The organism is Azospirillum sp. HJ39 (genome assembly GCF_041507355.1).
Lineage (GTDB): Bacteria > Pseudomonadota > Alphaproteobacteria > Azospirillales > Azospirillaceae > Azospirillum > Azospirillum thiophilum.
In genome coordinates this window covers 1,152,782-1,178,301 of the sequence record NZ_CP167911.1, presented here as the reverse complement: position 1 = coordinate 1,178,301, position 25,520 = coordinate 1,152,782, and the positions used below count along the sequence as shown (strand labels likewise).

Annotated in this window: 21 protein-coding genes and 1 pseudogene; 8 read left to right on the top strand and 14 right to left on the bottom strand. The window is 68.0% G+C overall.

The window, feature by feature from the left end; all coding sequences use genetic code 11:
- The first annotated feature begins 365 nt into the window (after window positions 1–365).
- A complete protein-coding gene (locus ABMY26_RS18845; protein ID WP_045580411.1) occupies window positions 366–671 on the top strand; it encodes a hypothetical protein in 306 nt (101 codons plus the stop codon).
- 63 nt (window positions 672–734) lie between these two features.
- On the opposite strand, the gene era is transcribed toward ABMY26_RS18845, so the two are convergent.
- The 7 genes from era to rpoZ form a co-directional block, all read right to left on the bottom strand.
- Window positions 735–1,640: a GTPase Era gene (gene era, locus ABMY26_RS18840; RefSeq protein WP_372399033.1), complete on the bottom strand. Its 906-nt coding sequence runs from the start codon at window positions 1,638–1,640 to the stop codon at window positions 735–737.
- A gap of 280 nt (window positions 1,641–1,920) precedes the next feature.
- Window positions 1,921–2,748: a ribonuclease III gene (rnc, locus tag ABMY26_RS18835; RefSeq protein ID WP_372398706.1), complete on the bottom strand. Its 828-nt coding sequence runs from the start codon at window positions 2,746–2,748 to the stop codon at window positions 1,921–1,923.
- On the bottom strand, window positions 2,749–3,516 hold the full coding sequence (gene lepB / locus ABMY26_RS18830) for a signal peptidase I (protein ID WP_372398705.1): 768 nt from the start codon (window positions 3,514–3,516) through the stop codon (window positions 2,749–2,751).
- Window positions 3,513–3,998, bottom strand: coding sequence for a holo-ACP synthase (gene acpS / locus ABMY26_RS18825; RefSeq protein WP_372398704.1), 486 nt, complete (start codon window positions 3,996–3,998; stop codon window positions 3,513–3,515). The genes lepB and acpS overlap by 4 nt, the downstream gene beginning before the upstream one ends.
- A complete protein-coding gene (locus tag ABMY26_RS18820) occupies window positions 3,995–4,744 on the bottom strand; it encodes a pyridoxine 5'-phosphate synthase (RefSeq protein ID WP_372398703.1) in 750 nt (249 codons plus the stop codon). The genes acpS and ABMY26_RS18820 overlap by 4 nt, the downstream gene beginning before the upstream one ends.
- 141 nt (window positions 4,745–4,885) lie before the next feature.
- Complete coding sequence (locus tag ABMY26_RS18815; protein ID WP_372398702.1) at window positions 4,886–7,045, bottom strand: bifunctional (p)ppGpp synthetase/guanosine-3',5'-bis(diphosphate) 3'-pyrophosphohydrolase; 2,160 nt, start codon at window positions 7,043–7,045, stop codon at window positions 4,886–4,888.
- A gap of 142 nt (window positions 7,046–7,187) precedes the next feature.
- Entirely contained in the window at window positions 7,188–7,622 is a 435-nt protein-coding gene (gene rpoZ / locus ABMY26_RS18810; RefSeq protein WP_372398701.1) for a DNA-directed RNA polymerase subunit omega, read from the bottom strand.
- Window positions 7,623–7,928: 306 nt separating this feature from the next.
- Between rpoZ and ABMY26_RS18805 the strand changes: the two genes are divergently transcribed.
- Window positions 7,929–8,534: an NYN domain-containing protein gene (locus ABMY26_RS18805; protein WP_045582318.1), complete on the top strand. Its 606-nt coding sequence runs from the start codon at window positions 7,929–7,931 to the stop codon at window positions 8,532–8,534.
- A 113-nt stretch (window positions 8,535–8,647) separates the two neighbouring features.
- Here the strand turns inward: ABMY26_RS18805 and pdxA are convergent, their stop codons facing one another.
- The 3 genes from pdxA to lptG all read right to left on the bottom strand — a co-directional run bounded on the left by pdxA (window position 8,648) and on the right by lptG (window position 12,423).
- Window positions 8,648–9,625: a 4-hydroxythreonine-4-phosphate dehydrogenase PdxA gene (gene pdxA, locus ABMY26_RS18800; protein WP_372399032.1), complete on the bottom strand. Its 978-nt coding sequence runs from the start codon at window positions 9,623–9,625 to the stop codon at window positions 8,648–8,650.
- A 38-nt stretch (window positions 9,626–9,663) separates the two neighbouring features.
- A complete protein-coding gene (locus tag ABMY26_RS18795; protein WP_372398700.1) occupies window positions 9,664–11,124 on the bottom strand; it encodes a peptidylprolyl isomerase in 1,461 nt (486 codons plus the stop codon).
- 204 nt (window positions 11,125–11,328) lie between these two features.
- Window positions 11,329–12,423 carry an LPS export ABC transporter permease LptG gene (gene lptG, locus ABMY26_RS18790; RefSeq protein WP_372398699.1) on the bottom strand — a complete coding sequence of 365 codons (1,095 nt, stop codon included), beginning with the start codon at window positions 12,421–12,423 and terminating at the stop codon, window positions 11,329–11,331.
- 261 nt (window positions 12,424–12,684) lie between these two features.
- On the opposite strand from lptG, the gene ABMY26_RS18785 reads away from it, so the two are divergent.
- The 6 genes and pseudogenes from ABMY26_RS18785 to ABMY26_RS18760 all read left to right on the top strand — a co-directional run bounded on the left by ABMY26_RS18785 (window position 12,685) and on the right by ABMY26_RS18760 (window position 21,941).
- A complete protein-coding gene (locus ABMY26_RS18785; protein WP_372398698.1) occupies window positions 12,685–13,263 on the top strand; it encodes an N-acetyltransferase family protein in 579 nt (192 codons plus the stop codon).
- 37 nt (window positions 13,264–13,300) lie between these two features.
- Entirely contained in the window at window positions 13,301–14,869 is a 1,569-nt protein-coding gene (gene guaA, locus ABMY26_RS18780; RefSeq protein WP_372398697.1) for a glutamine-hydrolyzing GMP synthase, read from the top strand.
- A gap of 470 nt (window positions 14,870–15,339) precedes the next feature.
- Window positions 15,340–15,711: pseudogene (locus tag ABMY26_RS18775) on the top strand (DUF6088 family protein); the annotation flags it as partial.
- 82 nt (window positions 15,712–15,793) lie between these two features.
- Window positions 15,794–17,023, top strand: coding sequence for a DUF6361 family protein (locus tag ABMY26_RS18770; RefSeq protein ID WP_372398696.1), 1,230 nt, complete (start codon window positions 15,794–15,796; stop codon window positions 17,021–17,023).
- Window positions 17,020–18,870, top strand: coding sequence for a hypothetical protein (locus tag ABMY26_RS18765; protein WP_372398695.1), 1,851 nt, complete (start codon window positions 17,020–17,022; stop codon window positions 18,868–18,870). The genes ABMY26_RS18770 and ABMY26_RS18765 overlap by 4 nt, the downstream gene beginning before the upstream one ends.
- Window positions 18,867–21,941 (top strand): helicase-related protein, encoded by a 3,075-nt coding sequence (locus ABMY26_RS18760; protein WP_372398694.1) that lies wholly within the window; start codon window positions 18,867–18,869, stop codon window positions 21,939–21,941. Before ABMY26_RS18765 ends, ABMY26_RS18760 begins: the two co-directional genes overlap by 4 nt.
- 184 nt (window positions 21,942–22,125) lie before the next feature.
- Here the strand turns inward: ABMY26_RS18760 and nikE are convergent, their stop codons facing one another.
- Genes nikE through nikB form a run of 4 tightly spaced genes read right to left on the bottom strand, consistent with a single transcriptional unit; the run spans window position 22,126 to window position 25,503 of the window.
- A complete protein-coding gene (gene nikE, locus ABMY26_RS18755) occupies window positions 22,126–22,923 on the bottom strand; it encodes a nickel import ATP-binding protein NikE (protein WP_372398693.1) in 798 nt (265 codons plus the stop codon).
- Window positions 22,920–23,702: an ATP-binding cassette domain-containing protein gene (locus tag ABMY26_RS18750; protein WP_372398692.1), complete on the bottom strand. Its 783-nt coding sequence runs from the start codon at window positions 23,700–23,702 to the stop codon at window positions 22,920–22,922. The genes nikE and ABMY26_RS18750 overlap by 4 nt, the downstream gene beginning before the upstream one ends.
- A complete protein-coding gene (nikC, locus tag ABMY26_RS18745; RefSeq protein WP_372398691.1) occupies window positions 23,699–24,562 on the bottom strand; it encodes a nickel ABC transporter permease subunit NikC in 864 nt (287 codons plus the stop codon). The genes ABMY26_RS18750 and nikC overlap by 4 nt, the downstream gene beginning before the upstream one ends.
- Complete coding sequence (gene nikB, locus ABMY26_RS18740) at window positions 24,559–25,503, bottom strand: nickel ABC transporter permease subunit NikB (protein ID WP_372398690.1); 945 nt, start codon at window positions 25,501–25,503, stop codon at window positions 24,559–24,561. Before nikB ends, nikC begins: the two co-directional genes overlap by 4 nt.
- Between the last annotated feature and the right edge of the window lie 17 nt (window positions 25,504–25,520).

Below are 25,520 nucleotides of genomic sequence, written 5' to 3'. Positions count from 1 at the left end.
GGCACAAAAGCGTCACGAAAACAAAAGAACGTCGTCAAAATGACGGCGTATAAAAAAGCCAATGGGCCGGATGAAACCGGCCCCGGAGGAAACGCAATCCAACCGGGAAGACTTCCTTAGCCACCGGGTTTGCATGCTCCGGCACGAAATTCCGCAATGGAATTCCGTGACGGAACGGTGCAACCCGGCGGGATTTGGATTCGGACGGGAATACCGCATCTGCCCAGGCGCACCGATTTCGCATGGCGGCACCGCCCCGACGGGCTGTGCCGACTGCACTTGCTTTGCGTTCTCGCGGCACCGGTGCGGCACTGCCCTGCCGGCTGAAAGGTCCAGAACGGTTGAGGATCAAAGGAGGACAGTTCATGAGCCGCCGCAACCGGCAAGCCTTCGACACGTTGAGCCGCGACCTCGTCCTGCGCACCACCGACCGCATGGAGACGCTGCGGTCGATGGTGGAACGTGCGGACAGCAACCACCGTGAGACATGGGAACGCACGCTCGACCGCCTGCGCGGCCTGAATAACCGCGCCACCGCCCGCATCGAGGCCGCCCGGATCGCCGATGACGACGCCTGGCCCTTCGCCCGTGCCCAGGCCGAACAGGCGATGATGGATCTGATGCGCGCGCTGGACGATTTCGACGGCCACCTGCGCCTGCTGGCCGCGTAACACGCGTTTCGCAAGCGCCCCGCAAGGAAAAGGCCCTCTCCCGCCGGGAGAGGGCCTTTGTCGTCACGACGCCCCGAAATCCAGCCCCCAGGCCGAATAGCGTTCCGGATCGTCGACCCAGCCCTCGCGGACCTTCACGAACAGGATCAGGTGGACGCGGCGTTCCAGCATGCCCTGCAACTCGCCGCGCGCGGCGGAGCCCAGCGCCTTGATCCGCTGGCCGCCCTTGCCCAGCACGATGGCCTTCTGGCTTTCGCGCTGCACGAAGATGACCTGCGAGATCTTGACCGACCCGTCCTCGAACTCCTCCCACACCTCGGTCTCGACCGTGGCGGAATAGGGCAGCTCCTGGTGAAGCTGGATGAACAGCTTCTCGCGGGTGATCTCCGCCGCCAGCAGGCGCATCGGCATGTCGGAGATCTGGTCTTCCGGGAAATGCCAGGGTCCGTCCGGCAGGCGGGCAGCCAGGAACCGCTTCAGGTCGGCGACGCCGTCGGCGGTGGAGGCCGACACCATGAAGATGTCGGTGAAGATCCCTTCCTGCTGGAAGGCAGCGGCGATGCCGAGCAGCACGTCGCGCTTCACCAGATCGATCTTGTTCAGGATCAGGATCGCTTCGCGGCCCTGTTCCTTCAGCCGGGCGACGATGCTGCGGGTGTCCTCGTCGATCGAGCGGCGCGACACGTCGTACAGCACGCCGATGACGTCGGCATCCTCCGCCCCCTGCCACGCCGCCGCCACCATGGCGCGGTCGAGCCGGCGCTTCGGCTTGAAGATGCCGGGGGTGTCGACGAAGATCATCTGGGTGTCACCCTCGATGGTGATGCCCAGCACGCGGGTCCGCGTGGTCTGCACCTTCGGGCTGACGATCGAGACCTTGCTGCCGATCATCGCGTTCAGCAGCGTCGACTTGCCGGCGTTCGGCGCGCCGACCAGCGCGATGAAGCCGCAGCGCGGATGATCCGGCATCACCGGCAGCGGCGGCAGGACCGACATCGGCTGCCCGCGCGGGGCATCCTCGTCGTCCTCGTCGTCATACTCCTCGTCGTCGTAGTCGCCGTCCTCGCCGTCGAGGTCGTCGCCGTCGAGGTCATCCTCCTCGAAGTCGCCGTCGCCCTCGGCGACGACGCCGTCCTCCGGCGTCACCTCGCCCGGCGTCACCTCGTCCGGTGCCCCTTCCGGCTGCGCCGGCTCGGGCGCCCCAACCTCGGGCATCTGCTTCTTCGTCTCGTCGATGTCGTCGCGACCGTCAGTCATCGACTTGCACTCCCACCTGGCGCAGCAACGCGCTGGCCGCCTTCTTTTCCGCGATACGCTTGGACGAGCCGGATCCCGTGACCGGTTCCATGCCCGCGACGCGCACCGCAACCACGAACAGCGGCTCGTGCGCCGGGCCGCTGCGTTCGATCTGTTCATACTGGGGCAGCGGCTTGCCGCGCCCTTGCGCCCATTCCTGCAAGGTAGTCTTGCTGTCGAGCGGCGGCGGGGTCGCCTTGTCGATGGCCTCGGCCAGCGCCTGGCGGACGAAGCGCGTCACCGGCTCCAGCCCGCCGTCGAGATACATGGCGCCCAGCACCGCCTCGCAGGCGTCGCCCAGGATGGTGCGGTTGGCCCGGCCGCCGCTCAGCGCCTCCGCCGGGGACAGGCGCAGATAGGCGCCCAGCCCGATGGCGTCGGCGACGCGGCCCAGCGATTCCCGGCGGACCAGCGAGGCATGGCGCTTGGCCAGCGCACCTTCCCGCTCGTTCGGATAGCGTTCGAGCAGCCATTCCGCAACCACCAGCCCGACGACGCGGTCGCCGAGGAACTCCAGACGCTCATAGGCGATGCCCGGCCCCTTGTGCCCCTTGCGGCCGGCCCGCTCCAGCCCCATCAGGCTTGGATGGGTGACGGCGTCGCGCAGCAGCGACGGGTCGGCGAAGCGGTAGCCCAGCGCCTGCGCCAGATCCTCCACGTCCGCGGCGACCTCGGCGGCCTCGGCGGCATGGTCGCGGACGACATGGCCCGGGGCGGCATGGCCCGAGGCTGCTTCCGACCCGGCGCCCGCATCGGCGGGCGCCTTCGTGACGGTGGACACTTACCGGACTCCGTTGAACAGGCGGCTGAAGCGCAGATCGACCGGCCAGCGCCAGATCTCGTAGAAGCGCGTGCCCTCGTCGAGAGAAAAGAACAGGAATTCGGCACGGCCGACCATGTTCTCGATGGGAACGAAACCGACCTGCGACGGCACCCGGCTGTCGAGCGAGTTGTCGCGGTTGTCGCCCATCATGAACAGATGGTTTTCCGGCACCTTGAACACCGGGGTGTTGTCGAGCGGGCCGTTGTCCGACTCCTCGATGATGCGGTGGGTGCGGCCGTTGGGCAGCGTCTCGATGAACTGCGCGGTGCGGATGCTGCGGCCCAGCGAATCGGTGGTGACGAAATCCTCGATCCGCTCGCGCTTCACCGGCTGGCCGTTGATGTGCAGGATGCCGCCGATCATCTGGATGCTGTCGCCCGGCAGGCCGATCACCCGCTTGATGTAGTCGGTCTTGTTGTCGCGCGGCAGCTTGAACACCGCCACGTCGCCGCGCTCCGGCTGCGATCCCAGGATGCGGCCCTCGAACAGCGGCAAGCCGAAGCCGACCGTGTATTTGCTGTATCCGTAGCTGAACTTCGACACGAACAGGTAATCGCCGACCAGCAGCGTCGGGATCATCGAGCCGGACGGGATGTTGAAGGGCTCGAACGCGAAGGTCCGCACGCCGAATGCGATCAGCACCGCGAAGATCACCGTCTTCACGGTTTCGACGAACCCGGAGTCCTTGGTCTTGGCGTCGGACGCCGCCTGCTTCTGAAAGGTCATTCTGGGTTCGCCGTATTGGTGGGCATTGCAGACTCGGTAGGGGCCGACTCGATCGGTTCGGCGCTGATGACGACGAACGCCTCGGCCATCGGATACTCGTCGGTCAGCGTCACATGGATGCGGGCGCGCATGCCGGGCGGCGTGATCGCCTCCAGCCGGGCGAGCGCGCCGCCGGTGAGACGCATGGTCGGTTGCCCCGACGGCAGATTGACCACCCCCATGTCGCGCCAGAACACGCCGTCGCGGAAGCCGGTGCCCAGTGCCTTGGAGCACGCCTCCTTGGCGGCGAAGCGCTTGGCATAGGTGGAGGCGCGGGCGTTGTTCTTCGCCGCCGAGTTGGCGCGGCGTTCGGACTTGGCCTGCTCGATGTCGGTGAAGATGCGGTCGATGAAGCGCTTTCCGAAACGCTCCAGCGACTTCTCGACCCGCCGGATGTCGATCAGGTCGTTGCCGATGCCGAGGATGGTGCCGGACAGCATCATGCGGAGGCCGCCGCGGCTCGCGCGCTGTCCATCGCCTTGCGCATGCGGGCGATCGAATTGGTCAGGCCGACGAAGATCGCCTCGCCGATCAGGAAATGGCCGATGTTCAGTTCCACGACGGTCGGGATCGCCGCGACCGGGCCGACGGTGTCATAGCCAAGCCCATGGCCGGCGTGGCATTCCAGCCCGATGGCCTCGGCATGGGCGGCGGCGCGGACGATGCGCGCCAGCTCCGCCTCGCGCTGCGCAGGGTCGTGCGCGTCGCAATAGGCGCCGGTGTGCAGTTCGACCACCGGGGCGCCGAGCCGCCGGGCGGCGTCGAGCTGCGCCGGCTCCGGATCGATGAACAGCGAGACGCGGATGCCGGCCGCCCCCAGCTCGCCGACCGGGCCGGCCAGCTGGTCGTACTGGCCGATGACGTCCAGCCCGCCTTCGGTGGTGACCTCGGTGCGCTTTTCCGGGACGAGGCAGGCGGCGTGCGGCTTGTGGCGCAGCGCGATGCCCAGCATCTCGGCGGTCGCCGCCATCTCGAAGTTCAGCGGACGGTCGATCTCGGCCATCAGCCGGTCGATGTCGCGATCCACGATGTGCCGCCGGTCCTCGCGCAGATGGGCGGTGATCCCGTCGGCACCGGCCTCGATGGCGAGCTTCGCCGCGCGCACGGGATCGGGATGGGCCCCGCCGCGGGCGTTGCGGACGGTCGCCACATGGTCGATGTTCACGCCGAGGCGCAGGAAACGGGACATGCACGGACTCCAAAGCGTCGCCGCCCGCCGGAACGGGCGGGAGCGATTCCGTCTATATAGCGGTGCCGGGGCGGCGCGTCACGCCGAACCGACCGACAGGGCCGCGGATGACAAGGAATTTACCGTCGAACGGCAGGGGTTTCAGCGTCCCCGCGCCCGCTCCACCGAATGGATGGCCGGAGTCGCGCGCAGGGCGGCCATGATGTTGGTCAGGTGCTTGGCGTCCTTCACGTCGATGTCGATCAGCAGCTCGAAATAATCGGTGCTGCGGTTCGTGATCTTCTGGTGGATGACGTTGCCCTGGTTCTTGCCGATCACCGTGAACAGCGTGCCGAGCGAGCCCTGTTCATTGGCGATGACGACGGTGACGCGGCCGACATGCTCCTCCGGCGAATCCGGGCCGGTTTCCCACGACACGTCGATCCAGCGTTCCGGCGATTCATGGAAGCTCTCCAGCGTCTCGCAATCGATGGTGTGGATGGTCACGCCCTTGCCGGTGGTGACGATGCCGACGATGCGGTCGCCCGGCAGCGGGTGGCAGCAGCGGGCGTAATGCACCGCCATGCCCGGGATCAGGCCGCGGATCGGCAGGGCCGATTCCTTGCGCGCCTTGGCCTTGGGCTTGGGCGCGCTCTCGTCGGTTTCGCGGACGGCGGGGGCGGCCTGGGCCTTGTGGCCGGGGAAGACGGCGTGGAAGACCTCGCGCACCGAATGCAGGCCGGAGCCGACACCGGCCATCAGATCGTCCACCGTCGGTTGCTGGAAGATCTTGATGGCGTTTTCCAGCGCCTTCTCGGTGAACTCGTAGCCTTCCGACTTGAACTGCCGCACCAGCATGCCGCGGCCCAGCTCCATGTACTGGGCGCGCTGCTGGGTGCGCAGGAACTTGCGGATGCGGGCGCGGGCCTTGCCGGTGACGACGAAGCGCTCCCAGCCCGGAACCGGCGTCTGCGCCTTGGAGGTGACGATGTCGACCTGGTCGCCGTTCTGCAGCTGGGTGCGCAGCGGCAGCATTCGGCCGTTGATCTTGGCGCCGACGCAATGGTCGCCGACCTGCGAATGGACGGCATAGGCGAAGTCGACCGGGGTGGCGCCGCGCGGCAGCGCGATCAGGTCGCCCTTCGGCGTGAAGCAGAAGACCTGATCCTGGAACAGCTCAAGCTTGGTGTGCTCGAGGAACTCCTCCGGCTTCTGCGCATGCTCCAGGATGTCGAGCAGCTCGCGCAGCCAGCGGTATTCGCCGCCGTTCGGGCGCGGCTGGTGGTCCTGCTTGTAGGCCCAGTGGGCGGCGACGCCCAGCTCGGCGATCTCGTGCATGTCCTCGGTGCGGATCTGCACCTCGATCCGGTTGCGGCCGGGACCGATCACGCCGGTGTGCAGGCTGCGGTAGCCGTTGGGCTTGGGCGTGGAGATGTAATCCTTGAAGCGCCCCGGCACGACCGGGTAATGGGCATGGACCACGCCCAGCGCCTGATAGCACTCGCCGACCGAGCCGACCGTGATGCGGAAGGCCATGATGTCGGACAGCTGCTCGAAGCTGACATTCTTGCGCTGCAGCTTGCGCCAGATCGAATAGGCCGACTTCTCGCGGCCCGACACCGTCGCTTCCGGCAGTCCTTCGGCGGCCAGCAGTTCGCGCAGTTCGGTGATGATGGTCTGGACGCGGTTCTCGCCCTCGCTGCGCAGGCGGGCCAGCTGGGCCAGGATGCTGTCGCGCGCGTCGGGGTTCAGCTCGGCGAAGGCGAGGTCGTCCAGCTCGTCCTTGATCTTGTGCATGCCGATGCGCTCGGCCAAGGGCGAGTAGATCTCGATGGTTTCGCGGGCGATGCGGCGGCGCTTCTCCGGCTTCTTCAGGTGGTAGAGCGTGCGCATGTTGTGAAGCCGGTCGGCCAGCTTCACCAGCAGGACGCGGATGTCCTCCGACATCGCCAGCACCAGCTTGCGGAAATTCTCCGCCTGCTTGGCCTGTTCGCTGTTCAGCTCCAGCCGCGACAGCTTGGTCACGCCGTCGACCAGCCGCGCGATCTCCTTGCCGAACACCCGCTCGATGTCCTCGAGCGTGGCGACGGTGTCCTCGACCGTGTCGTGAAGCAGCGCCGTGGCGATGGTGCCGGCGTCCAGCTTCATCTGGGTCAGGATGCCGGCGACCTCCAGCGGGTGGAGGAAATAGGGGTCGCCCGACGCACGCGTCTGCGACCCGTGCGCCTTCATCGAATAGACATAGGCGCGGTTGAGCAGATCCTCGTCGGCCGAGGGATCGTACGCCTTGACGCGCTCGACAAGCTCATACTGCCGGATCATGCGGCCCGACCCGGCGCACGGGGCGCCTCAAAGATGTTCGTGGCGGTTCCGTGCGAACCGAAGGGAGGCCGGATGCCTCCCACCCTGGTCATCGGGAAGAGGGCGTCCCACCCCCTCCAGGTCCTGCGGTCGTTGTCCAGGATCAGAGGTCTCCGTCGGGATCCTCGGTCATGGCGAAACCGGCACCCGGCTCGGCGTCCATGTCGGCGGCGACGTCGTCCTCTTCCGTCAGCTCCTCGCCGTCGGTTTCGCTCATGCCGTCCTCATCGCCGAGCGATGCGGCGCCGCGGGCGGCCCAATCATTCTCGCCGGCCATCAGCTCGACGATCTCCTCCTCGGGCTCGTCCGGCTCGACATGCTTCTGGTGGCCCTTGATCAGGGCATTCTTCAGATACTCCAGCGACACCGTCTCATCCGCGATCTCGCGGAGCGCCACGACCGGGTTCTTGTCGTTGTCGCGGTCGATCGACAGCGGAGCGCCGCTCGCCACCTCGCGCGCGCGCTGGGCGGCCATCATGACCAGCTCGAAACGGTTCGGAACCTTCAGGACGCAATCTTCAACGGTAACGCGGGCCATGCCAGACGAACTCCGGATTCAAAGGAGGCTCTAGACTATATGGATGTGGCCCGATAGGTGCAAGCGCGAACGACAGCGCTGCTGCATTGCATCCGGGGAGCATCGGCCGAAAGGAGGATCGGCCACCTTGGCAACGTAGTAGCACAGCAGGACGGCGCAGAACGCTTGTATGATCGCGTCCGATACACTAGATTTCAAAATAGGAACGCGAGCTTTTTGCGCATGTTCCATTCATATTCCCCAAGCGACGACGGAAGGATCTAAACATTGGACCGAAATTCGACTTTGCCGCGTGACGTCAGCAAGTTGTTTTACAAAGAGGAGCGCCTCGCTCTGTTCATCGACGGAGCCAACCTTTACGCCGCGGCGCGTTCATTGGGCTTCGACATCGATTACAAGAGGTTGCGGGACGGCTTCGCAGGAGAAGGCCGGCTCGTTCGCGCCTTCTACTATACCGCGCTGGTCGAGGACCAGGAATACTCCCCGATCCGCCCGCTGGTCGACTGGCTCGACTATAACGGCTACACCATGGTCACCAAGCCGACCAAGGAGTTTACCGACGCGTCCGGCCGGCGCAAGATCAAGGGCAACATGGACATCGAGCTGGCCATCGACGTGATGGAGATGGCCGACCATGTCGACCACATCCTGCTCTTCTCCGGCGACGGCGACTTCCGCCGGCTGGTGGAGGCGGTGCAGCGCAAGGGTGTCCGCGTCAGCGTGGTCAGCACCGTCCGTTCGCAGCCGCCGATGGTGGCCGACGAGCTGCGCCGCCAGGCCGACAACTTCATCGAGCTGCAGGAGCTGGCGCCCTTCATCGCCCGCACCCACCACCACCGCGACCCGTCGGCCGGCGGCCACCACGATCACCAGGGCGGCCCGACCATGTATGATCCCGACGATAGGGGCTGATGGACCGGGGCTGAGGCACCGGTACTTTGCCAGCGGCGGACGGATATGAAGACAGGAGCGCCCCGGCGCTCCTTTTTCATGTCCGCCTTTTCCTTTTCCGGAGAAGCGGGAGCTCAGCCGCCCCGCCGGTTCCGCGCCATCCGCTCCGCGGTCTTCAGCGCCGCGATCAGGCTGTCCGGGCTGGCCGCCCCGCTGCCGGCGATGTCGAGCGCCGTGCCATGGTCCGGCGAGGTGCGGACGAAGGGCAGCCCCAGCGTGATGTTGACCCCGCCGTCGAAATCGACCGTCTTCACCGGGATCAGCGCCTGATCGTGGTACATGCACAGCGCGACGTCGTAGCCGCGGCGGGCGGCAGCGTGGAACATGGTGTCGGGCGGGCGCGGCCCCGTCGCGTCGATCCCCTCGGCCCGCAGCACGGCGATGGCCGGGGCGATGACGTCGATCTCCTCGCGGCCCATCGCCCCGCCCTCCCCCGCATGGGGGTTGAGGCCGGCGACGGCGAGCCGCGGCCGGGCGATGCCGAAATCGCGGGCCAGCGCCGCGGCGGTGACGCGGCCGGCATGGACGATGGCCCCGGCGGTCAGGCGATCCACCGCGTCGCGCACCGACACATGGACGGTGACCGGAACCACCCGCAGGTCTGCCGCCGCCAGCATCATGATCGGCTCGTCGGTCATCCCGGCGAGATGGGCCAGATACTCGGTATGGCCGGGATGGCGGAAGCCGGCGGCATAGAGCGACGATTTCTGGATCGGGTTGGTCACCACCGCCGCGGCCTGCCCGGCCTGGACCAGGGCTACGGCCCGGTCGATGCTGGCGATCACCGCGGCGCCGTTGGCCGGGTCGGGCCTGCCTGCGACCACCGGGTTGCCCAGTTCCACCGGCAACACCGGCAGGGCGCGGTCGAACAGCGCCGCCGCCTCGGCCGGCGAGGCCACCGCCTGCACCGGCACCGCCAGCCCCAGGGCCGCCGCCAGCGCCGCCAGCCGCGCCGGATCGTCCAGCACGAAAAAGGGCGGCAGGCAGGAGTCGCCCCGCAGCGTCCAGGCCTTCAGCGTGATGTCCCCGCCGATGCCGGCCGGCTCCCCCATGGTGAGGGCCAGCGGCAGCCTTTCCGGCGGGGCGCCGGTCACAGCCGGGTCTCGACGAAGGCGGTGCGGCGCAGGTCGCGCAGGTAGCGGCGCGACAGCAGGTCGGCGCGCTCGCCGATCAGGTCGCGTTCGATCTCCGCGCGATCGGGCAGCGTCCCCTCCTTGATCGGGGTCGCGGTCGGGGGCGGCGGCGGCGGCGGGCTGGCCTCCGGCGGCGGCTGGATCATCGGCACGTCGCGCTTGCAGACGATCAGGATGACCGCGGCGGCCTGGCTCATCAGCACCGGGCTGGCCTGCCCCACCGGGATGCCGAGCGCCAGGTTCTGGAGGCCGGGCGCCATGTCCTTGACCCGCATGGTGCCCATGTCGCCCGATTCCGGCATGCCGCTCTCCTTGGCGCGGGCCTGGAAATCGCCGCAGCTCCTGATCGACTTGCGCAGCTTCTCCGCCTGTTCCTTGACGGCCTTGGCCTGCTCCTTGGACTCGATGGGGATGATGATCTGTTTCATGTTGACGGTGGCCTTCGCCACGTCGGGGCGCGGCTGCGGACGCGGCGCCACGGGCTGGGCGGCCGGCATCTGCATCTCGCCGCCGCTGCTGCCGAAGGGCCGCTGCCCGCGCACCATCAGGATGTGATAGCCGGTCGCGGTGCGGATCGGGGCCGACATCTGGCCGCCGCGCATGCCGGACAGCGCCTTGTCCACCTCCGGCGACAGCTCGCCGGTCCGCACCCAGCCCAGGTCGCCGCCCGTCGCGGCGCCGGCCGACTGCGAGAACTGGCGGGCCAGCGCCGCGAAGTTGCCGCCGCGCTTCACCTCCTCGATCAGGCGCTCGGCGTTGCGGCGGACCTCGGTGTCCTGGTCGGGGGTGTCCACCGCCAGGAAGATCTCGGCGACCAGATATTCGGGCTTGCCGATGTTGGCCTTCAGCCGCTCCATCGCGGCGTCGATCTCGTCCTCGCCGACGACGATCTCCTGGCGGATGCGGCGCTGCATCACCTTCTGCCAGGCGAGCAGCGCGCGGATCTGGTCCTTCAGGGTCGACACCGGCACATTCTGCCGCTTCAGCATCTCCTGGAGCTGCTGGCCGTTCATGCGGTTCTGCTCGGCGATGCGCTTGATCGCCTCGTCGATCTCGGCCGGCGGCACGGTGATGCCCAGGCGCTTGGCCTCCTGCATCTGCAGCCGTTCGTCGACCAGCAGGCGCAGCACCTGCGGGGTCAGGCGCTGGATCGTTTCCGGATTGCCGGCGGCGCCGGCGTTCAGCAGCGCCATGCGGATGCGGGCGTTGACGTCGGAGACCGAGACCACCTCGTCGTTCACCACCGCGGCGATGCCCTCGGCCCCCGGCGTCCGCACCGGGCGCACCCCCTCGTCGGCCGTCCGCGGCGCGGCGGCACCGGCGGCCGCCTTGCTCGACTGCGCCGCGGCGGGCAGGGCCAGAAGCGCGCAGGCGCTCGCCACGGCGACGGTGGTCCGGACGGCTCGCAAACTCGACATGGTGCTCAAGCTCCAAAAACGGGTCGTCCGTTATTACGGTGGGGCCGGTGCCCCATGCAAACGGAATCCGACCCGGCCATTCCGTGCCGAAACCCGATAACCGGCGGGGGCGGCGGAATTATGGCCTGTGGGGACAATCGCCCGCTTTGCGGCGTTTGGTCCCACCCTCCAGGGCCGGGGCGGGGCCGGAAGCCGGGGCCGGGCTCAGCCGTCCTCCAGATGCAGCAGCGCCGCCGTGCCGAGCAGCAGGCTGATGCCGGCCGGGCTCCAGGCGGCCATGACGATCGGGATCGTCTCGGACATGCCGAAGGTGCGCACGATGTCGGTCATCACGAACAGAACGAAGCCGGTCAGCACGCCGCCGGTGACCATCGCCATGGTGCCGCCGCGCCGCGGCAGCCGCAGCGAGAAGGCGGCGGCGAACAGCACCATCGCCAGGAACAGGAAGGGCTGGGCCAGCAGCGACTGGTAATGCAGGCGGTGGCGCACGGCGGGGAAACCGGTGGTCTCCAGCGTGTGGATGAAGCGCGGCAGCTCCCAGAAGGAGACGGTTTCCGGCGGGGCGAAGCTCTCCTCGATGGTCGCCATGTCCAGCTCGGTCGGGATGGTGTAGCTGTCCAGCAGTTCCGGATCCTTCTTGGCCCGGTTCAGCACGGCCTCCTGCAGCTCCCACTTCCGGTCCCTCAGCGCGGCGCGCGGCGCATCGACACGGCCGAGATAGGTCTGGTCGGCGTCGAACAGGAAGACGACGACGTTCGACAGCTCGAAGCTCACCGGGTTGACCAGCTCGGCATGGATGAAGAACTGCTCGTTCTCGTTGGTCTGGCGCAGCCACAGGCCGGAACGCGAGATGTTCAGCGTGCTGGACTGGAGCTTCAGGTAGCGGTCCTGCAGCTGTTCGTACCGGGCGATGAAGACCGCGCCGACCGGATTGATCAGCGTCACCTTCACCACGCCGATGGCGGCTGCGGCGAACATCACCGGCATCAGGAACTGCCAGGCAGACACGCCGACCGCGCGGGCCACCACCAGCTCGGCGCTGCGGGTCAGCCGCCAGAAGGTGAACATGCCGGCGAACAGGATGACGAAGGGAAAGATCTGCTGGCCGATCTCCGGCAGCTTCAGCAGCGCCATCTCCACCACCAGCCCGAAGGTGACGTGGGGCTTGGTGCCGGCGCGGCGCAGCAGCTCGACCGTGTCCAGCAGCAGCACGATGGCGAGCAGGATCACCATCAGCAGGCAGAACCAGACGATGAACTGGCGCCCGATGTAACGGGACAGGGTGGAGGAGGAATACATGCGGTGTCCGGTCTCCGGAGCCCCGTCCGCGGCGCCGGCAGGCGCCCCGGACGGACTGGCGGACCCCCGATCCGAATGGGTGCCCGCCTGAACAGTCCCGGCTGTTTACCCCTGTTGCGGCGCGATGACAACCGCGCCCGCATCCCTCCGGCATCGGAACGGCGCGACGGAGACGCGGCCCTGCCCCGTTTTCCGGCTGGACTTCCGCCGTTTGCAGTACAAACTGTCGGAGAGGAAGGCTGCACGGGGGAGGGTCGGTCGATGACGGACACCACGGTCGCAATCCGCGAAGCGTATCTGACCGATGCCGCCGGCATGGCGCGCGTCCATGTGCAGAGCTGGCGGTCCACCTACCCCGGCCTGATCCCGGCGCCGTTCCTGGTCGGCCTGTCCGAGCCGGCCGCCGCCCAGCGCTGGGCGTCCATCGCCGAGACGCGGGCCCCCGGCCAGGGCGCCTTCGTCGCGGTCGACTGCGCCGGGCTGGTCTCGGCGCCTGGCACCATCGTCGGGATCGCGTCCTACGGGGCGCGCCGGGTGGCGGTGCGGGACCATGGCGGCGAGTTCCACGCGCTCTATGTGCTCGACGACGCCAAGGGGATGGGCATCGGCCGGCGGCTGATGGCGGCGATGGCCGACCGTCTCCTGGCGGCCGACATCCGCTCCGCCGTGGTGTGGTGCCTGCGCGACAACCCGTCCCGCTGGTTCTACGAGCGGCTCGGCGGAATCAGGGTCGCGGAGCGGCCGATCCGCTTCGCCGGCACCGACCTTGTGGAAATCGCATATGGGTGGCGCGACCTGACGCCGCTTGCACGCTTGTCGGCGGGGCCGGAGGTGAGGTAGTGAGGGGCCTTGAGTCCCCCCGCATCAGGATTCGTCGATGTCCAGCGCCGCTCCCCTTTCCGCCGAACGCGTCCTCATTCTCGATTTCGGGTCGCAGGTCACCCAGCTCATCGCCCGCCGCGTGCGCGAGAGCGGGGTCTATTGCGAGATCCACCCGTTCGGCATGAGCGACGAGCGCATCCGCGCGTATGATCCGAAGGCGATCATCCTGTCCGGCAGCCCGGCCTCCGTCACCGAGGCCGACGGCCCGCGCGCGCCGCAGGCGGTGTTCGACCTGAAGGTTCCTGTCCTGGGCATCTGCTATGGCCAGCAGACCATGTGCCACCAGCTGGGCGGCACCGTCTCCGGCTCCGACCATCGCGAATTCGGCCGCGCCTTCATCGAGATCAAGGAGCCCTGCGCCCTGTTCGACGGGCTGTGGGAGATCGGGTCGAAGGAACAGGTGTGGATGAGCCACGGCGACCGCGTCACGGCATTGCCCGACGGCTTCCGCGCCGTTGCGGTCAGCGACGGCGCCCCCTACGCCGTCATCGCCGACGACAGCCGCCGCCTGTACGGCGTGCAGTTCCACCCGGAGGTGGTCCACACCCCGCACGGCGCCCAGCTGCTGGCGAATTTCGTCCACCGCGTCGCCGGCATCGAGGGCGACTGGACGATGGCCGCCTTCAAGCAACAGGCGATCGAGAAGATCCGCGCCCAGGTCGGCACCGGCAAGGTGATCTGCGGCCTGTCGGGCGGCGTCGATTCGTCGGTCGCGGCGGTGCTGATCCATGAGGCGATCGGCGACCAGCTGACCTGCATCTTCGTCGACACCGGCCTGATGCGGGCCGGCGAGTCGGAAGAGGTGGTGCGGCTGTTCCGCGACCACTACAACATCCCGCTGGTCCACCGCGAGGCGGCGGACCTGTTCCTGGGCAAGCTGGCCGGCGTCACCGATCCGGAGCAGAAGCGCAAGATCATCGGCGGCCTGTTCATCGAGGTCTTCGACGAGGAGAGCCACAAGATCGGCGGCGCCGAGTTCCTGGCCCAGGGAACGCTCTATCCCGACGTGATCGAGAGCGTGTCCTTCACCGGCGGCCCGTCGGTGACCATCAAGTCGCACCACAATGTCGGCGGCCTGCCCGAGCGGATGAAGCTGAAGCTGGTCGAGCCGCTGCGCGAGCTGTTCAAGGACGAGGTGCGGGCATTGGGCCGCGAACTCGGCCTGCCCGCCGCCTTCATCGGCCGCCATCCCTTCCCCGGCCCGGGCCTCGCCATCCGCATCCCCGGCGAGATCACGCCGGAGAAGCTGGAGATCCTGCGCAAGGCCGACACGGTCTATCTGGAGGAGATCCGCAACGCCGGCCTGTACGACGCGATCTGGCAGGCCTTCGCGGTGCTGCTGCCGGTCCGCACGGTCGGCGTGATGGGCGACGGCCGGACCTACGACCATGTTCTGGCGCTGCGCGCCGTGACCTCGACCGACGGCATGACCGCCGACTGGTACCCCTTCCCGCACGACTTCCTGGCGCGCGTGTCGAACCGCATCGTCAACGAGGTTCGCGGCGTCAACCGCGTGGTCTACGACATCACCTCGAAGCCGCCCGGCACCATCGAGTGGGAATGATTCTTACCGACCCGGGCGTATTCCAAAATACGCCCCCGTACGACCTGAGGCACTGAAAACAAGATAGTTTCCGCCTTACGTCTATCGGTCGCTATCGGCGGGCGTAGATCGGCGATGTGGGCCCGTCTGACGGACCTCGCCCATATCGATCATCGTGAAACTTGAAGGCACCGTCAGGAGGACGACACTCCTGACAGTTCTTTTTTCGCCTAAGCTGCTGTTCTGTAACAGGTATTTTTGCAGAGAGCCCCACAGGACCGCGTGACGGTACATTTGGCGAGGGCCGATGGCAGCCAGCCCCGCAGATGCGGTCGGCCGCGACCAAAGGCTCGGACCTGGGGGAAGGCCCTTCCCTTCCAATCGGCGCCAACCTCATTCGTCGGAAGGGGCGGTTTCCGCGTGATTGGGCCGCAACACTGTTCGTTGCAAACCGTCAGAAATTTGCGCATATTTCTGGCAGGGAGACGGCTTTGCAACGCTTGACCGAACAGATTCTTGCGCACGCGAAGGGGTTTCCCGAAGGCACGCCAGCCGCGGCCAAAAGCGTGCTCCATCTGGGAAACCGGGCGGCGATGGATCAGGGTCTGTCGCGGCTTGCCAAGCGGGGGCAACTGCTTCGGGCTGGACGGAGTGTGTATCCACTGCCCGTCACGGGTCGGGTCGGTGCGGGGGCTCCGTCCGTGGATCTGGCGGTGGTGGCGATCGCTGCGCAACACGGTGAGGTCATCGTTTCGAGCGGTTTGGCCGCCGCCAACCGTCCTGGGCTTACCACTCAGGTGCCGGCCCGGTCGGTCTATCTGACGTCGGAACGCTCCAGGAAGATGAGACTTGGAAAGCAGCTCGCCGGGATCGAGGTCACGGAACCCGTGCCTTTCGGCGACAGGTTGACCGCGGCGCCGCTGTCCTGGTTCCGGAGCTGAGGCGTTGCGACAGGCGGCGAATCAATCCCGGACGAGACGGGCACCGGCGATAGAACCTGCCCTCGGCTGGACCTATCTCTCCCGCGAGGCGCTCGCCCGCGCGAAGGCGCAGATGGACGAGGAGTCCATGGGCGTGCGCGACGAAATCGGCTTCCTGACGATCCACCAACGTTACGCCGACCGCTTCTTCCCCGGCACGTCGGTGTTGCATACGCGTGCGCGCTACGCGCTGTTCGTGCCGTGGCTGTTCGAGGATCTCGCCGGCATGGTTGGCCCGGCCGCACAGCGCACCTTGCGTGAACGCGAGAGACTGCTCGCGGGACGGCTGAAGGACGCGGGCGAAGCCCAGGTGATCGGCGGCCGTGTCTTTCCAAAACCCTCAAGCCAACCGCCATCCACCGTCTATTGGAACGCGCTCGCGGTTTGGGGGATTTTGCGCCCACGACCGGACGGTCGGACGATTTCCCGAGGACAGGCGCACCGTTTGCTGAAGACCGCCGGCTCATCCAACGACGACGACGGCCAGCCGCTCCTGAGCTTCGAGCCGCCTTTCTTGCGGCTTCCCGATCGCCCGAGCAATTGGCAGAGCGGAGACATCACGCTTCGCCTGAAGGAGACGGAGGCCGGGTTCCTGCGTGAACGGCTGGCGCAGCTCCGTGGCAATGGCAACCGTGAACTGTCACTGCTGGCAAGGCTGGTCAGAAGCGAGGCGGCGGCGCCTTCCGGGATGTGGGCCAACGAAACATACGCCATCGCCGGTGCCGATCGGGGCCCGCTCGTCCGTGCGCGGCAGGCCGCCAGTCTCGCTGGAATCGGCCGCGCCATCTATGACGCGCTGCTGGAGCGGATTGTCGAAATTGACGACAGGCGAGACGTTTCCGCCCGTCATCGCGAGCATCTCAAGGCTGTTCTCGCGGAGCATGGCCCGATCGCGGCTCGGCTCGACATAGCGGCGCTCGAAGCGGACATCGGGACTCTTCCGCCGAAATTGCTTGCTGTGGTGACGGCGACGAAGGAGTGGATCGCTGCGGGATCGGGAAGTCCCGTCGCGCTTTCCGCCGTCTACACCGCCGCGGAGGCGCGCAAGGGGCCGCGCGCACGGCTTGCGCCTACTCCCAATGGCCGGGCTCGGCGGCTCGAGTGGTCGATTGACGAGCATGGCCTGGCCGGGCCCCTGCATTACCGGTGGCAGCAGGTCAGTACGCTTCTCGATGATCTGGCGGATGCCGAATGAGCGGCGCGATCGACAGTTGGCCCGCGCTTTCGTTTCTGGAAGGCCTGCGTCCCGGTCCTGACGAAAATGTGGAACTGGCATTGCTGGCGTCTTATTCGGCAGACCTTGGATCGATCGGCGCCGCCTTGCTGGCGCTTGCGGGCAAGGACAATGAAGCGGGTCGAGGCAGCCCGTCCGATTTCGCCGACGCCGTCGAGCGCCTGCGCGGCAAGGTGCGGATCGTCATCCAGCGCGGCCGGCTTGCGAAGATGCGGCGAACGCCGCATATCGCGGCGGTGCTGGACCAGTTCGTACGGGAGGTCGATTTCGACGAAGCGATCCACAGCTGGCATCCCAAGGCGGCGTTGGTACGGACACGAAGCGAGGGTGGCGAGATCGGCTGGCGGCTGTGGATCGGAAGCCGAAATCTCACCGAGTGCGTCAACCGCGACATCGGGCTCCTGCTTGTTTCGGGAAAGAATGGCGGAGGCCCGGTCCCAGGGGCAGGCGATCTGGCGCGCGCGCTGGCTGAGCGTGCCAAGCTGAAGGGAGTCCGACCCGCTACCCTCGCGGCGGAGGTGACGAAGATCCCATGGCGTGCACCCTCGGGCGTACGCGTCGAGCGGATTCGCTGGTCCACGGGCTCAGGAGGGCTGCAAGTTCCAGTCCCACCGACGGGGGCCGATGAAATCGTCGTGGTGAGCCCGTTCGTCGACAAGAGCTTCCTCGCCGGACAAGTGTCGAACGCGCCGAAGCCGGCACGGCGCGTGCTGTTGACGACCATGCGGGAGATCGAGCGGGTCGGCCCGTCACTCTCCTCGTTCGACGATCTCCTGGCGCTGGATGCGCCGGATTATCCCATTGGCGACGCGGAGCCGGAGCAGGCGCCCCCTGTATCGACATCCAAGGCCGACACCGTGGATGACGAGGAGGAAGAGATCGGCCGAGGCCTCCACGCCAAATTGCTGTTCGTGCGCGCGGGGCGGAAGCGGACCTTATGGCTCGGAAGCGCCAACGCCACCATGCGGGCATGGACTGGCCGCAACGCCGAGGTCACCGCCGAGTTGCGCGTCACCGAGGCACAGGAGAAGGGTCTGAGGGCGTTGCTGGGCTCGGCGCGGATCGTCGAGGCGTCGGACAGCGAATATCGGCCGGACGCGGCGGCGCTGGAAGAAGAAGCGCTCGAGCGAGCCCGGGCGCAGGTCGCGGCGCGATGGTCAGGGACGCTCAGCATCGACGGGGATGAGATCCGTCTTGTCCATGATTCCGATCTCTTTCCCCATGGACCGCATCCCGAGGAAACCGACATCGTGCTCGAAGTGGGTGCCCTGCACGGCGAACTCAAAGCATGGCCGCGGCGACAGACGACGGTGCCGCTTGGGCCGATGCTTCCTGCCGAACGAAGCGAGTTCGTGCGTTTGCGTATCAGCCGCGGCGAGAAGGGCCTGTCCTGGCTGCAGCGCGCGCCGGCCGATCCGCCTTTTGGAGAAGAGCGCGATCGTGCGGCCTTCGTCCGGTTTCTGGGAGCGAGGGGCTTTCTTCTCTGGCTGGCGGGACTGCTGGCCGACGACGGGCGCGACGGGGAGGATGACTGGACGATTGAGAAGAAACGGGATCGTGCAGCCCCTGGCACGGATCCAGCGCTCGACCCCGCACTGCCGACGCTGGAGGAGATGCTCGCGGCCTGGTCGCGCGATCGGAACAGGTTTCGCGAAATCGAACGCCGCGTTTCAGAGTACCTGCCGGCCGTGCTGGAGCGGGCGGCCCAGGAGGATCCGCAAACCGATGCGATGCTGCGGCGCTTCAGGGCACTTTGGGACAAGCTTCGGATCGGCCTCGGCGAAGAACGCAAGGGGAAGCGTCGGTGAGCGTCCCCAAGCCGTTCCAGAAGGCAACCGTCGACGCCGCGCTCTCAGCCTTTGCCATCGAGGACGGACGCCGGCGCTTTCTGGTGGCCGATGAAGTCGGGCTGGGAAAGACGGTTGTCGCAAAGGAAGTCGCGCGCCGTATGTCGGCGGACGGCCGACGGCCCCTCGTTATCTATTACATCGCCAATGGCCACGCGGTCTCCCATCAGAACAAGGGGCGTGTCGTCAGCTTCCTCGACGATCAGGAACGCGAGGCCGCCGTTGCGACGCCGGATCGCCTTTCGCTGATCGCGGTTTCGAAGCGGCCCGACGAGCCGGTTCTGATCTACGCGCTGACGCCGGCGACATCGTTCCCCGGTGCGCGTGCTCGCCTGACCGGCGGAAGAAAGGAAGAGCGGGCATTTCTCAAGGTGCTGCTGGATCGGGCCTACCCGGCTTTCGCCCGCGATCTCGATCCGGCCATGTTGCGCCTGAGCGTCGGCGCTTCCTGGGATTGGCTGGTAGAGGATGCCGAAAGGAAGCTCGCGGCGGCACCGCCACATTTGACACGGAGATTTCGCGAGGCGCTGGCGGCCGAATTCGGGGAGCCCGTGCGCGAAAGGCTCGAACAAGCCCTGTATGGTGACGAGGAACGGAAGATTAAGCCGCTCAAGCCGGCCACCTTCGTCGGCCGTCTGCGCCGTGCCCTGGCGCTGGCGACGCTGCGTCACCAACCGCCCGATTTGGTCATTCTGGACGAGTTCCAGCGCTACAGGCAGCTCTTGGACGAGAAGGACGCCGATCCACTCCTCAGGGACCTGCTGGAGCCGCGCGGATCGGCGGATCGGCCGGCGATCCTGTTGCTCAGCGCGACACCCTACCGGCTCCTCAGTACGCGATGGGAGGAAGCCCAGGGCGCACTCGCCTATACGGAATTGCTTGAGCTCATCGAATTCCTCGCCGGCCGCGAAGTCCGTGACCGCGCCAAGACTCTGTTTTCCGATTTCGGCGACAAGCTTCGGAGCATCGCGGCGCATGCGGACGTGAACAGTCCCGATCTGAAGGGCCAGATCGCCGAGGCAGCCCGGCTCAGGGACGCGTTGCGCGAACTGCTGACGCCGGTCATGTCTCGAACCGAGCGGGACAGCGTCGCTTCCAGCGATCCACTGGCCGGAACGCAGTTCCTCGCTGCCGAGCCGACGGTTGAGGACTTTCAGGTCTATCGACATCTGGCCGATAGCTTCGCCGAAGACGTGCGGTATGAGGCGCTGCCCTATTGGTCCTCGGTTCCGCTGCCGGCCCAATCCGTGGGGCCGCGCTATGCGGCATGGAGAGGGGCGACCATCAAGGCCGCGCCGAAGCTCACGAAGATGACACGGGAGCGCCGCAACAAGCTGGATGCGCCAGCGAAATGGCCCGACGCAAAACTCAGGGCGCTCAGCGCCATAGCTCCGGCGAAACTTCTGTCTCTGCCTTGGGTCGCGCCATCCCTGCCGTGGTGGCCGCTTGCCGGCGGTTGGAAGGGCATCGCCGCCGACCCGAAGCTGCTGATGTTCAGCCGCTTTCGGGCGACCCCGCCGAGCGTGGCGGCGCTCCTGAGTTTCGGCGTTGAAGCGTCCTGCCTTCCCCAACAGCGAGGCGGCTACGAGAAAGCCTATCGGCGGCGTCGCTTCAAACTGGGCGCCGTTCCCGGACCGGTCATGGCCGCCTTTCATCCATCGCCCTGGCTCATCCGGCATGCGGATCCGCTCGCGAAGGCGGGAGAGACGCTCGGCGCTATCCGCAAACAGGTGAGGCGGCAGATTCTTGCGGCTCTACCCAAGGGGATCGTCCAGAAGGACATGGTGAAAGCCCGACGAGGGCATCGATCCATCGGCCGAACCCTGGCCGCAATCGAGCGGGCAGCGGGGTTGGCGGAACAATCTGCCGCTGCCTGGCGCAACGCCGTCGGTGAGGATCGCGCTGCTCGATCCGCCGTCCGCAAATGGCGGCAGACTCCTGCGATCGAACACCTCTCGCCGGCCGAACTCGATGACCTTGTCGACTATGCCATCGGCGCGCCAGGCGTGGCGCTCGGCCGGGCGCTGCTGCGGCATGACCCGACGATCCTTGATCCGGCGCGCTACGACGAACTCGTCCAGTTGAGCTGGCATGGATTGCGCGCGTATCTCGACAATCCGGTGATCCTGTCGTCGCTCCCGGGCAAGAGCGCGGTTGAGCAGGTGATGGGCGCAGTCGTCGACGGTGGCTTGGAAAGTGTCCTCGACGAGCATTTCTGGCTTCGTGCGCAGAATCTTCCCGAGGGTGCGGCAGGTCTCGCCAAGGATCTGCAATCTTCGCTCGGTCTGCGGGCGGGCAGTTTCAGCTTTCACGGTGTTGGCGGGCCACCGCATAAAATACCGGTGCGCTGTCACGTCGCCGTTCCGTTCGGCGACGCCGAAGCGGAGCCGGCGGCCAAGGCGGACGGAGGGCTCGCGCCGACCGCGCCGGCGCGGCCGGATGAAGTCCGCCGGAGCTTCAACACGCCTTTCTGGCCGCATGTTCTCGCGACCACGTCGGTCGGACAGGAGGGGCTGGATTTCCATCCCTGGTGTTCGCATGTCGTTCACTGGGACCTGTCGTCCAACCCGCTCGACCTCGAGCAGCGTGAAGGCCGCGTCCAGCGTTATGCCGGGCTGGCGGTGCGGCGGCGACTTTCGACCATTCTGCACAAGGGAGCCATTGGCGACGCTGCGGTGTCGAGGGGCTCTCCTTGGCGTCACCTGCAGCGCGAGGCGGAGAAGCTGGTCGATGCGAGCGGTCTTCGACCTTGGTGGGTTCTTGAGAATGCCGAAATCAGCCGCCACGTTTTCGAACGCCCATTTGGCCGAGACATGAGACGCTTCGCTCAGCTTCGCGAGCAGCGAATGATCTACCGGCTGGCGTTGGGGCAACCCAACCAGGAGGACTTTATCGAGGTTCTAGCGCGCGGCGGCGAGGCGACCCGGTCGTTGCTGGGCCCGCTTGTGCTGGACCTCTCCGCCATGGGGCTGCGTCAGGCATCCGAATCGCCGGCCCCAGGCCGTCATGGCGTAAGACGCCGCCGCACCTAGGTAATGACACATGGGGGCCACAGGTAGCTTGTGAGGGAGCGTAAGCGCTCCGGTGTGGCGGTGAGGGCGTTCCAGGCGTCAGGGCATGCCTGGACGACGGCCTCGCGCAACGCCTAGCGGTCCATGCCGGCCAACCGCGCCGCTTGCGCCAAGCTCACCCCGTTCTCGCGGCCGGCGCCCCCTCTCAGCCGCCACGCAGCCGCGGTGCGGCCGGCAGCATGGCGTCCAGCAGCGCGCTTGCGGCCGGATGATCGAAGGTGAAGGACGGGACGACCGGCCGATCCTCCACCAACTCCCCGTCATGCAGCACCGCCACCCGGTCGCAGAAGCGGCGGACCAGCCGGACGTCGTGGGTGATGAACAGGAAGGCGGTGCCCAGCCGGTCGCGCAGCCCGGCCAGCAGGTCGAGGATCTGGATCTGCAGCACGAGGTCGAGGTTCGACACCGCCTCGTCGAGCAGGATCAGCCGGGGCTGCGGGGCCAGCGCCCGGGCGATGCAGACGCGCTGGACCTGGCCGCCGCTCAGGCTGCCCGGCAGGCGGCCGGAATCCTCGGGCGCCAACCCGACCAGCCGCAGCAGCTCCGCCACCCGCATCGCCCGCTGGCCGGCGTCGAGGTCGGTCAGGTGGCGCAACGGTTCGGCGATGATCCGGCCGATCGGGTGGCGCGGGTTGACGGCGCCCAGCGGATCCTGGAACACCGCCTGCACCGTTTGCCGGAAGGCCCGGCGTCCGGCGGCGTTCAAGTCGCCGAGCGGCCGGCCGAGGCAGCGCACCGTGCCGCCGTCCGGCCGGTCGAGGCCGAGCATCAGGCGGGCAAGCGTGCTCTTCCCCGACCCGCTGGCGCCCAGCAGCGCCACGCTCTCCCCCTCGCGCACCGACAGGGTGACGCCGCGCAGCACGGTCTTGGCCGGGCGGCCGGCGAAAAGGCCGTGCCCGGAATAGCGCTTCTCCACCGCCTCGGCGGCCAGCAGGACCGTCACGCCAACTCCTCCGGATAGAGCGCCCGATGGGCGGCCAGCAGGGCGCGGGCGGCATCGGAGCGCGGCGCGGCGAACAGCTCGGCCACCGGCGCCGTCTCGACGATGCGGCCGGCCTCCATCACCGCCACCTCGTCGGCAAGGCGGGCGACCACCCCCATGTCATGGGTCACGACGAGGACGCCCAGGCCCCGCGACACGACCAGCCGCTCGATCAGCGCCAGGATGTGCGCCTGGGCCAGCGGGTCGAGGTCGGTCGTCGGCTCGTCGGCCAGCAGGAAGGGCACCCCGGCCAGCAGCGCCAGCGCGATCATCATGCGCTGGAGCATGCCGCCGCTCATCTCGAACGGGTGCAGCCGGGCGATGCGCGCCGGCTCCGGCAGGCCGACCTCGGCCAGCGCCGCCGCCAGCAGGTCGTCCAACCCGTCGGCGGCGCCGCGCACCGCCAGCGTCTCGCGGGCGTGGGCGCGCATCGTCAGCACCGGGTTGAAGGCGCTGCGCGGATTCTGCATCACCGTCGCCACCACCCGGCCGGGCAGCGTCGCCGGCGCGACCTCCGCCCCGTCCAGCCGGACACGGCCGCCGATCCGCTCCACCCCCGGCGGCGTCACCCCCTGCAAGCCAAGGCAGGTCAGCGACTTGCCCGACCCGCTGGCGCCGACCAGCGCCGTGACCCGCCCGCGCTCCAGCGCCAGATCGACGCCGCGCACCAGCTCCGCCGGCCGGCCGGCGCGGCGGGCGGCGAGCCGCAACCCCTCCACGCCCAGGCGCTGCGGGCTCAATGGTCGTCCCCCGCCAGCGTCGGGTCGAGCCGGTCGCGCAGGGCGTCGCCCAGCAGGTTGAAGCCCATCACCGTCAGCAGGATCATCAGCCCGGGCCACAGCATCAGCGCCGGCTGGGTCCAGATGAATTCGCGCGCGTCGTTGATCATCACCCCCCATTCCGGCGTCGGCGGCGTCACCCCCAGCCCCAGGAAGGACAGGCCGGCGACATGCAGGATCATGTGCCCGATGTCGAGCGTCGCCAGCACCACCAGCTGTACCAGAACCCCCGGCAGGATGTGCTCGACGAAGACGCGCGGGCGCGAGGCGCCGGAGACGATGGCGGCGGCCACGAAGTCGCGCTCGCGCAGCGACAGCACCATCCCGCGCACGAGGCGGGCGTACCAGGCCCAGTGCGACAGCGCGATGGCCAGCATCACGTTGCCCAGCCCGGTGCCGAGCACGCCGACCATGAACATGGCGAGCACGAAGGTCGGCACGGTCAGGAAGCCGTCGCACAGCCGCATGAGGATGCGGTCGGTCCGTCCGCCGAGGAAGCCCGACAGGCCGCCGACGCCGATGCCCAGCGCCAGGATCAGCCCGACGATGACGGCGACCGCCCCCAGCGACACCGAGGCGCCATGCAGCAGCCGCGCCAGCACGTCGCGCCCGAGATGGTCGGTGCCGAGCCAATGGGCGGCGCCCGGCCCCTCCAGCCGGATCGTCAGGTCGACCGCCTCCGGATCCCAGGGCAGCAGGGGCGCCGCCAGGGCGGCCAGCGCCATGATGCCGACCAGGGCCAGCCCGGCCAGCGTCGTGGGGCGCGGCCGGGAGCGCCGCAAGACGGCGGGTGCCCCGACCTCCTCCGAGAGCGCGCTCATCGCGCCGCCTCCCGTCCCGGCCGGATGCGCGGGTCGAGCCACGCATACAACAGGTCGACGGCCAGATTGCACGTCACGAAGATCACCGTCATCAGCAGGGTGAAGCACTGCAGCACCGGATAATCCCGATTGTAGATGGCGGAAACGGCATAGCGCCCGACGCCCGGCCAGCCGAAGATGTTCTCGATCACCAGCGTGCCGCCCAGCAGCTCGCCGATGTGCATGCCGGTGGCGGTGACGATCGGCAGCAGGGCGTTGCGCAGGATGTGGCTGTGGACGATGCGCCGCTCCGGCAGGCCGCGCAGCCGGGCATAGAGGACATGGCGCTGCCCCGCCGTCTCCAGCATGCTGGCACGCAGCAGCCGGGCATTGATGCACAGCGACATCAGCGCCACCGCGGCCACCGGCATCGCCATGTGGCTCCACCCGCCGCGGCCGAGCGGCGGCAGCCAGTTCAGCGTCACCGCGAACAGCAGCACCAGCAGGAAGCCCAGCCAGAAGTTCGGGATCGACACGCCGACGAAGGCGAGCGCCCGCACCAGATGGTCGGGCAGCCGATCGCGGTGCCGCGCCGCCCACATCCCGAGCGGCAGGCTCACCGCCAGCGTGACGGCCAGCGCGGCGGCGCCCAATTGCAAGGTGGCCGGCAGGTAATAGAGCAGGTCGTCGAGCACCGGCCGGCGGGTGACGTAGGACAGCCCGAAATCGAGATGCAGCGCCTGCCACAGCCAGGACAGATACTGTTCCGCCAGCGGCCGGTCGAGGCCGAGCAGCCGGTGCGCCGCGGCGACGGCGGCGTCGGTCGGCGGGATGTTCGACAGGCGCAGGTAATCCAGCGCCGGATCGCCGCGCCCCAACCGCAGCAGCAGGAACACGCCGGCCGACACCGCCAGCAGCAGCGGCGGCAGGGTCAGCAGGCGGCCGGCGATGAAGCGCAGCATCGTCCCCTCCCCCCCCC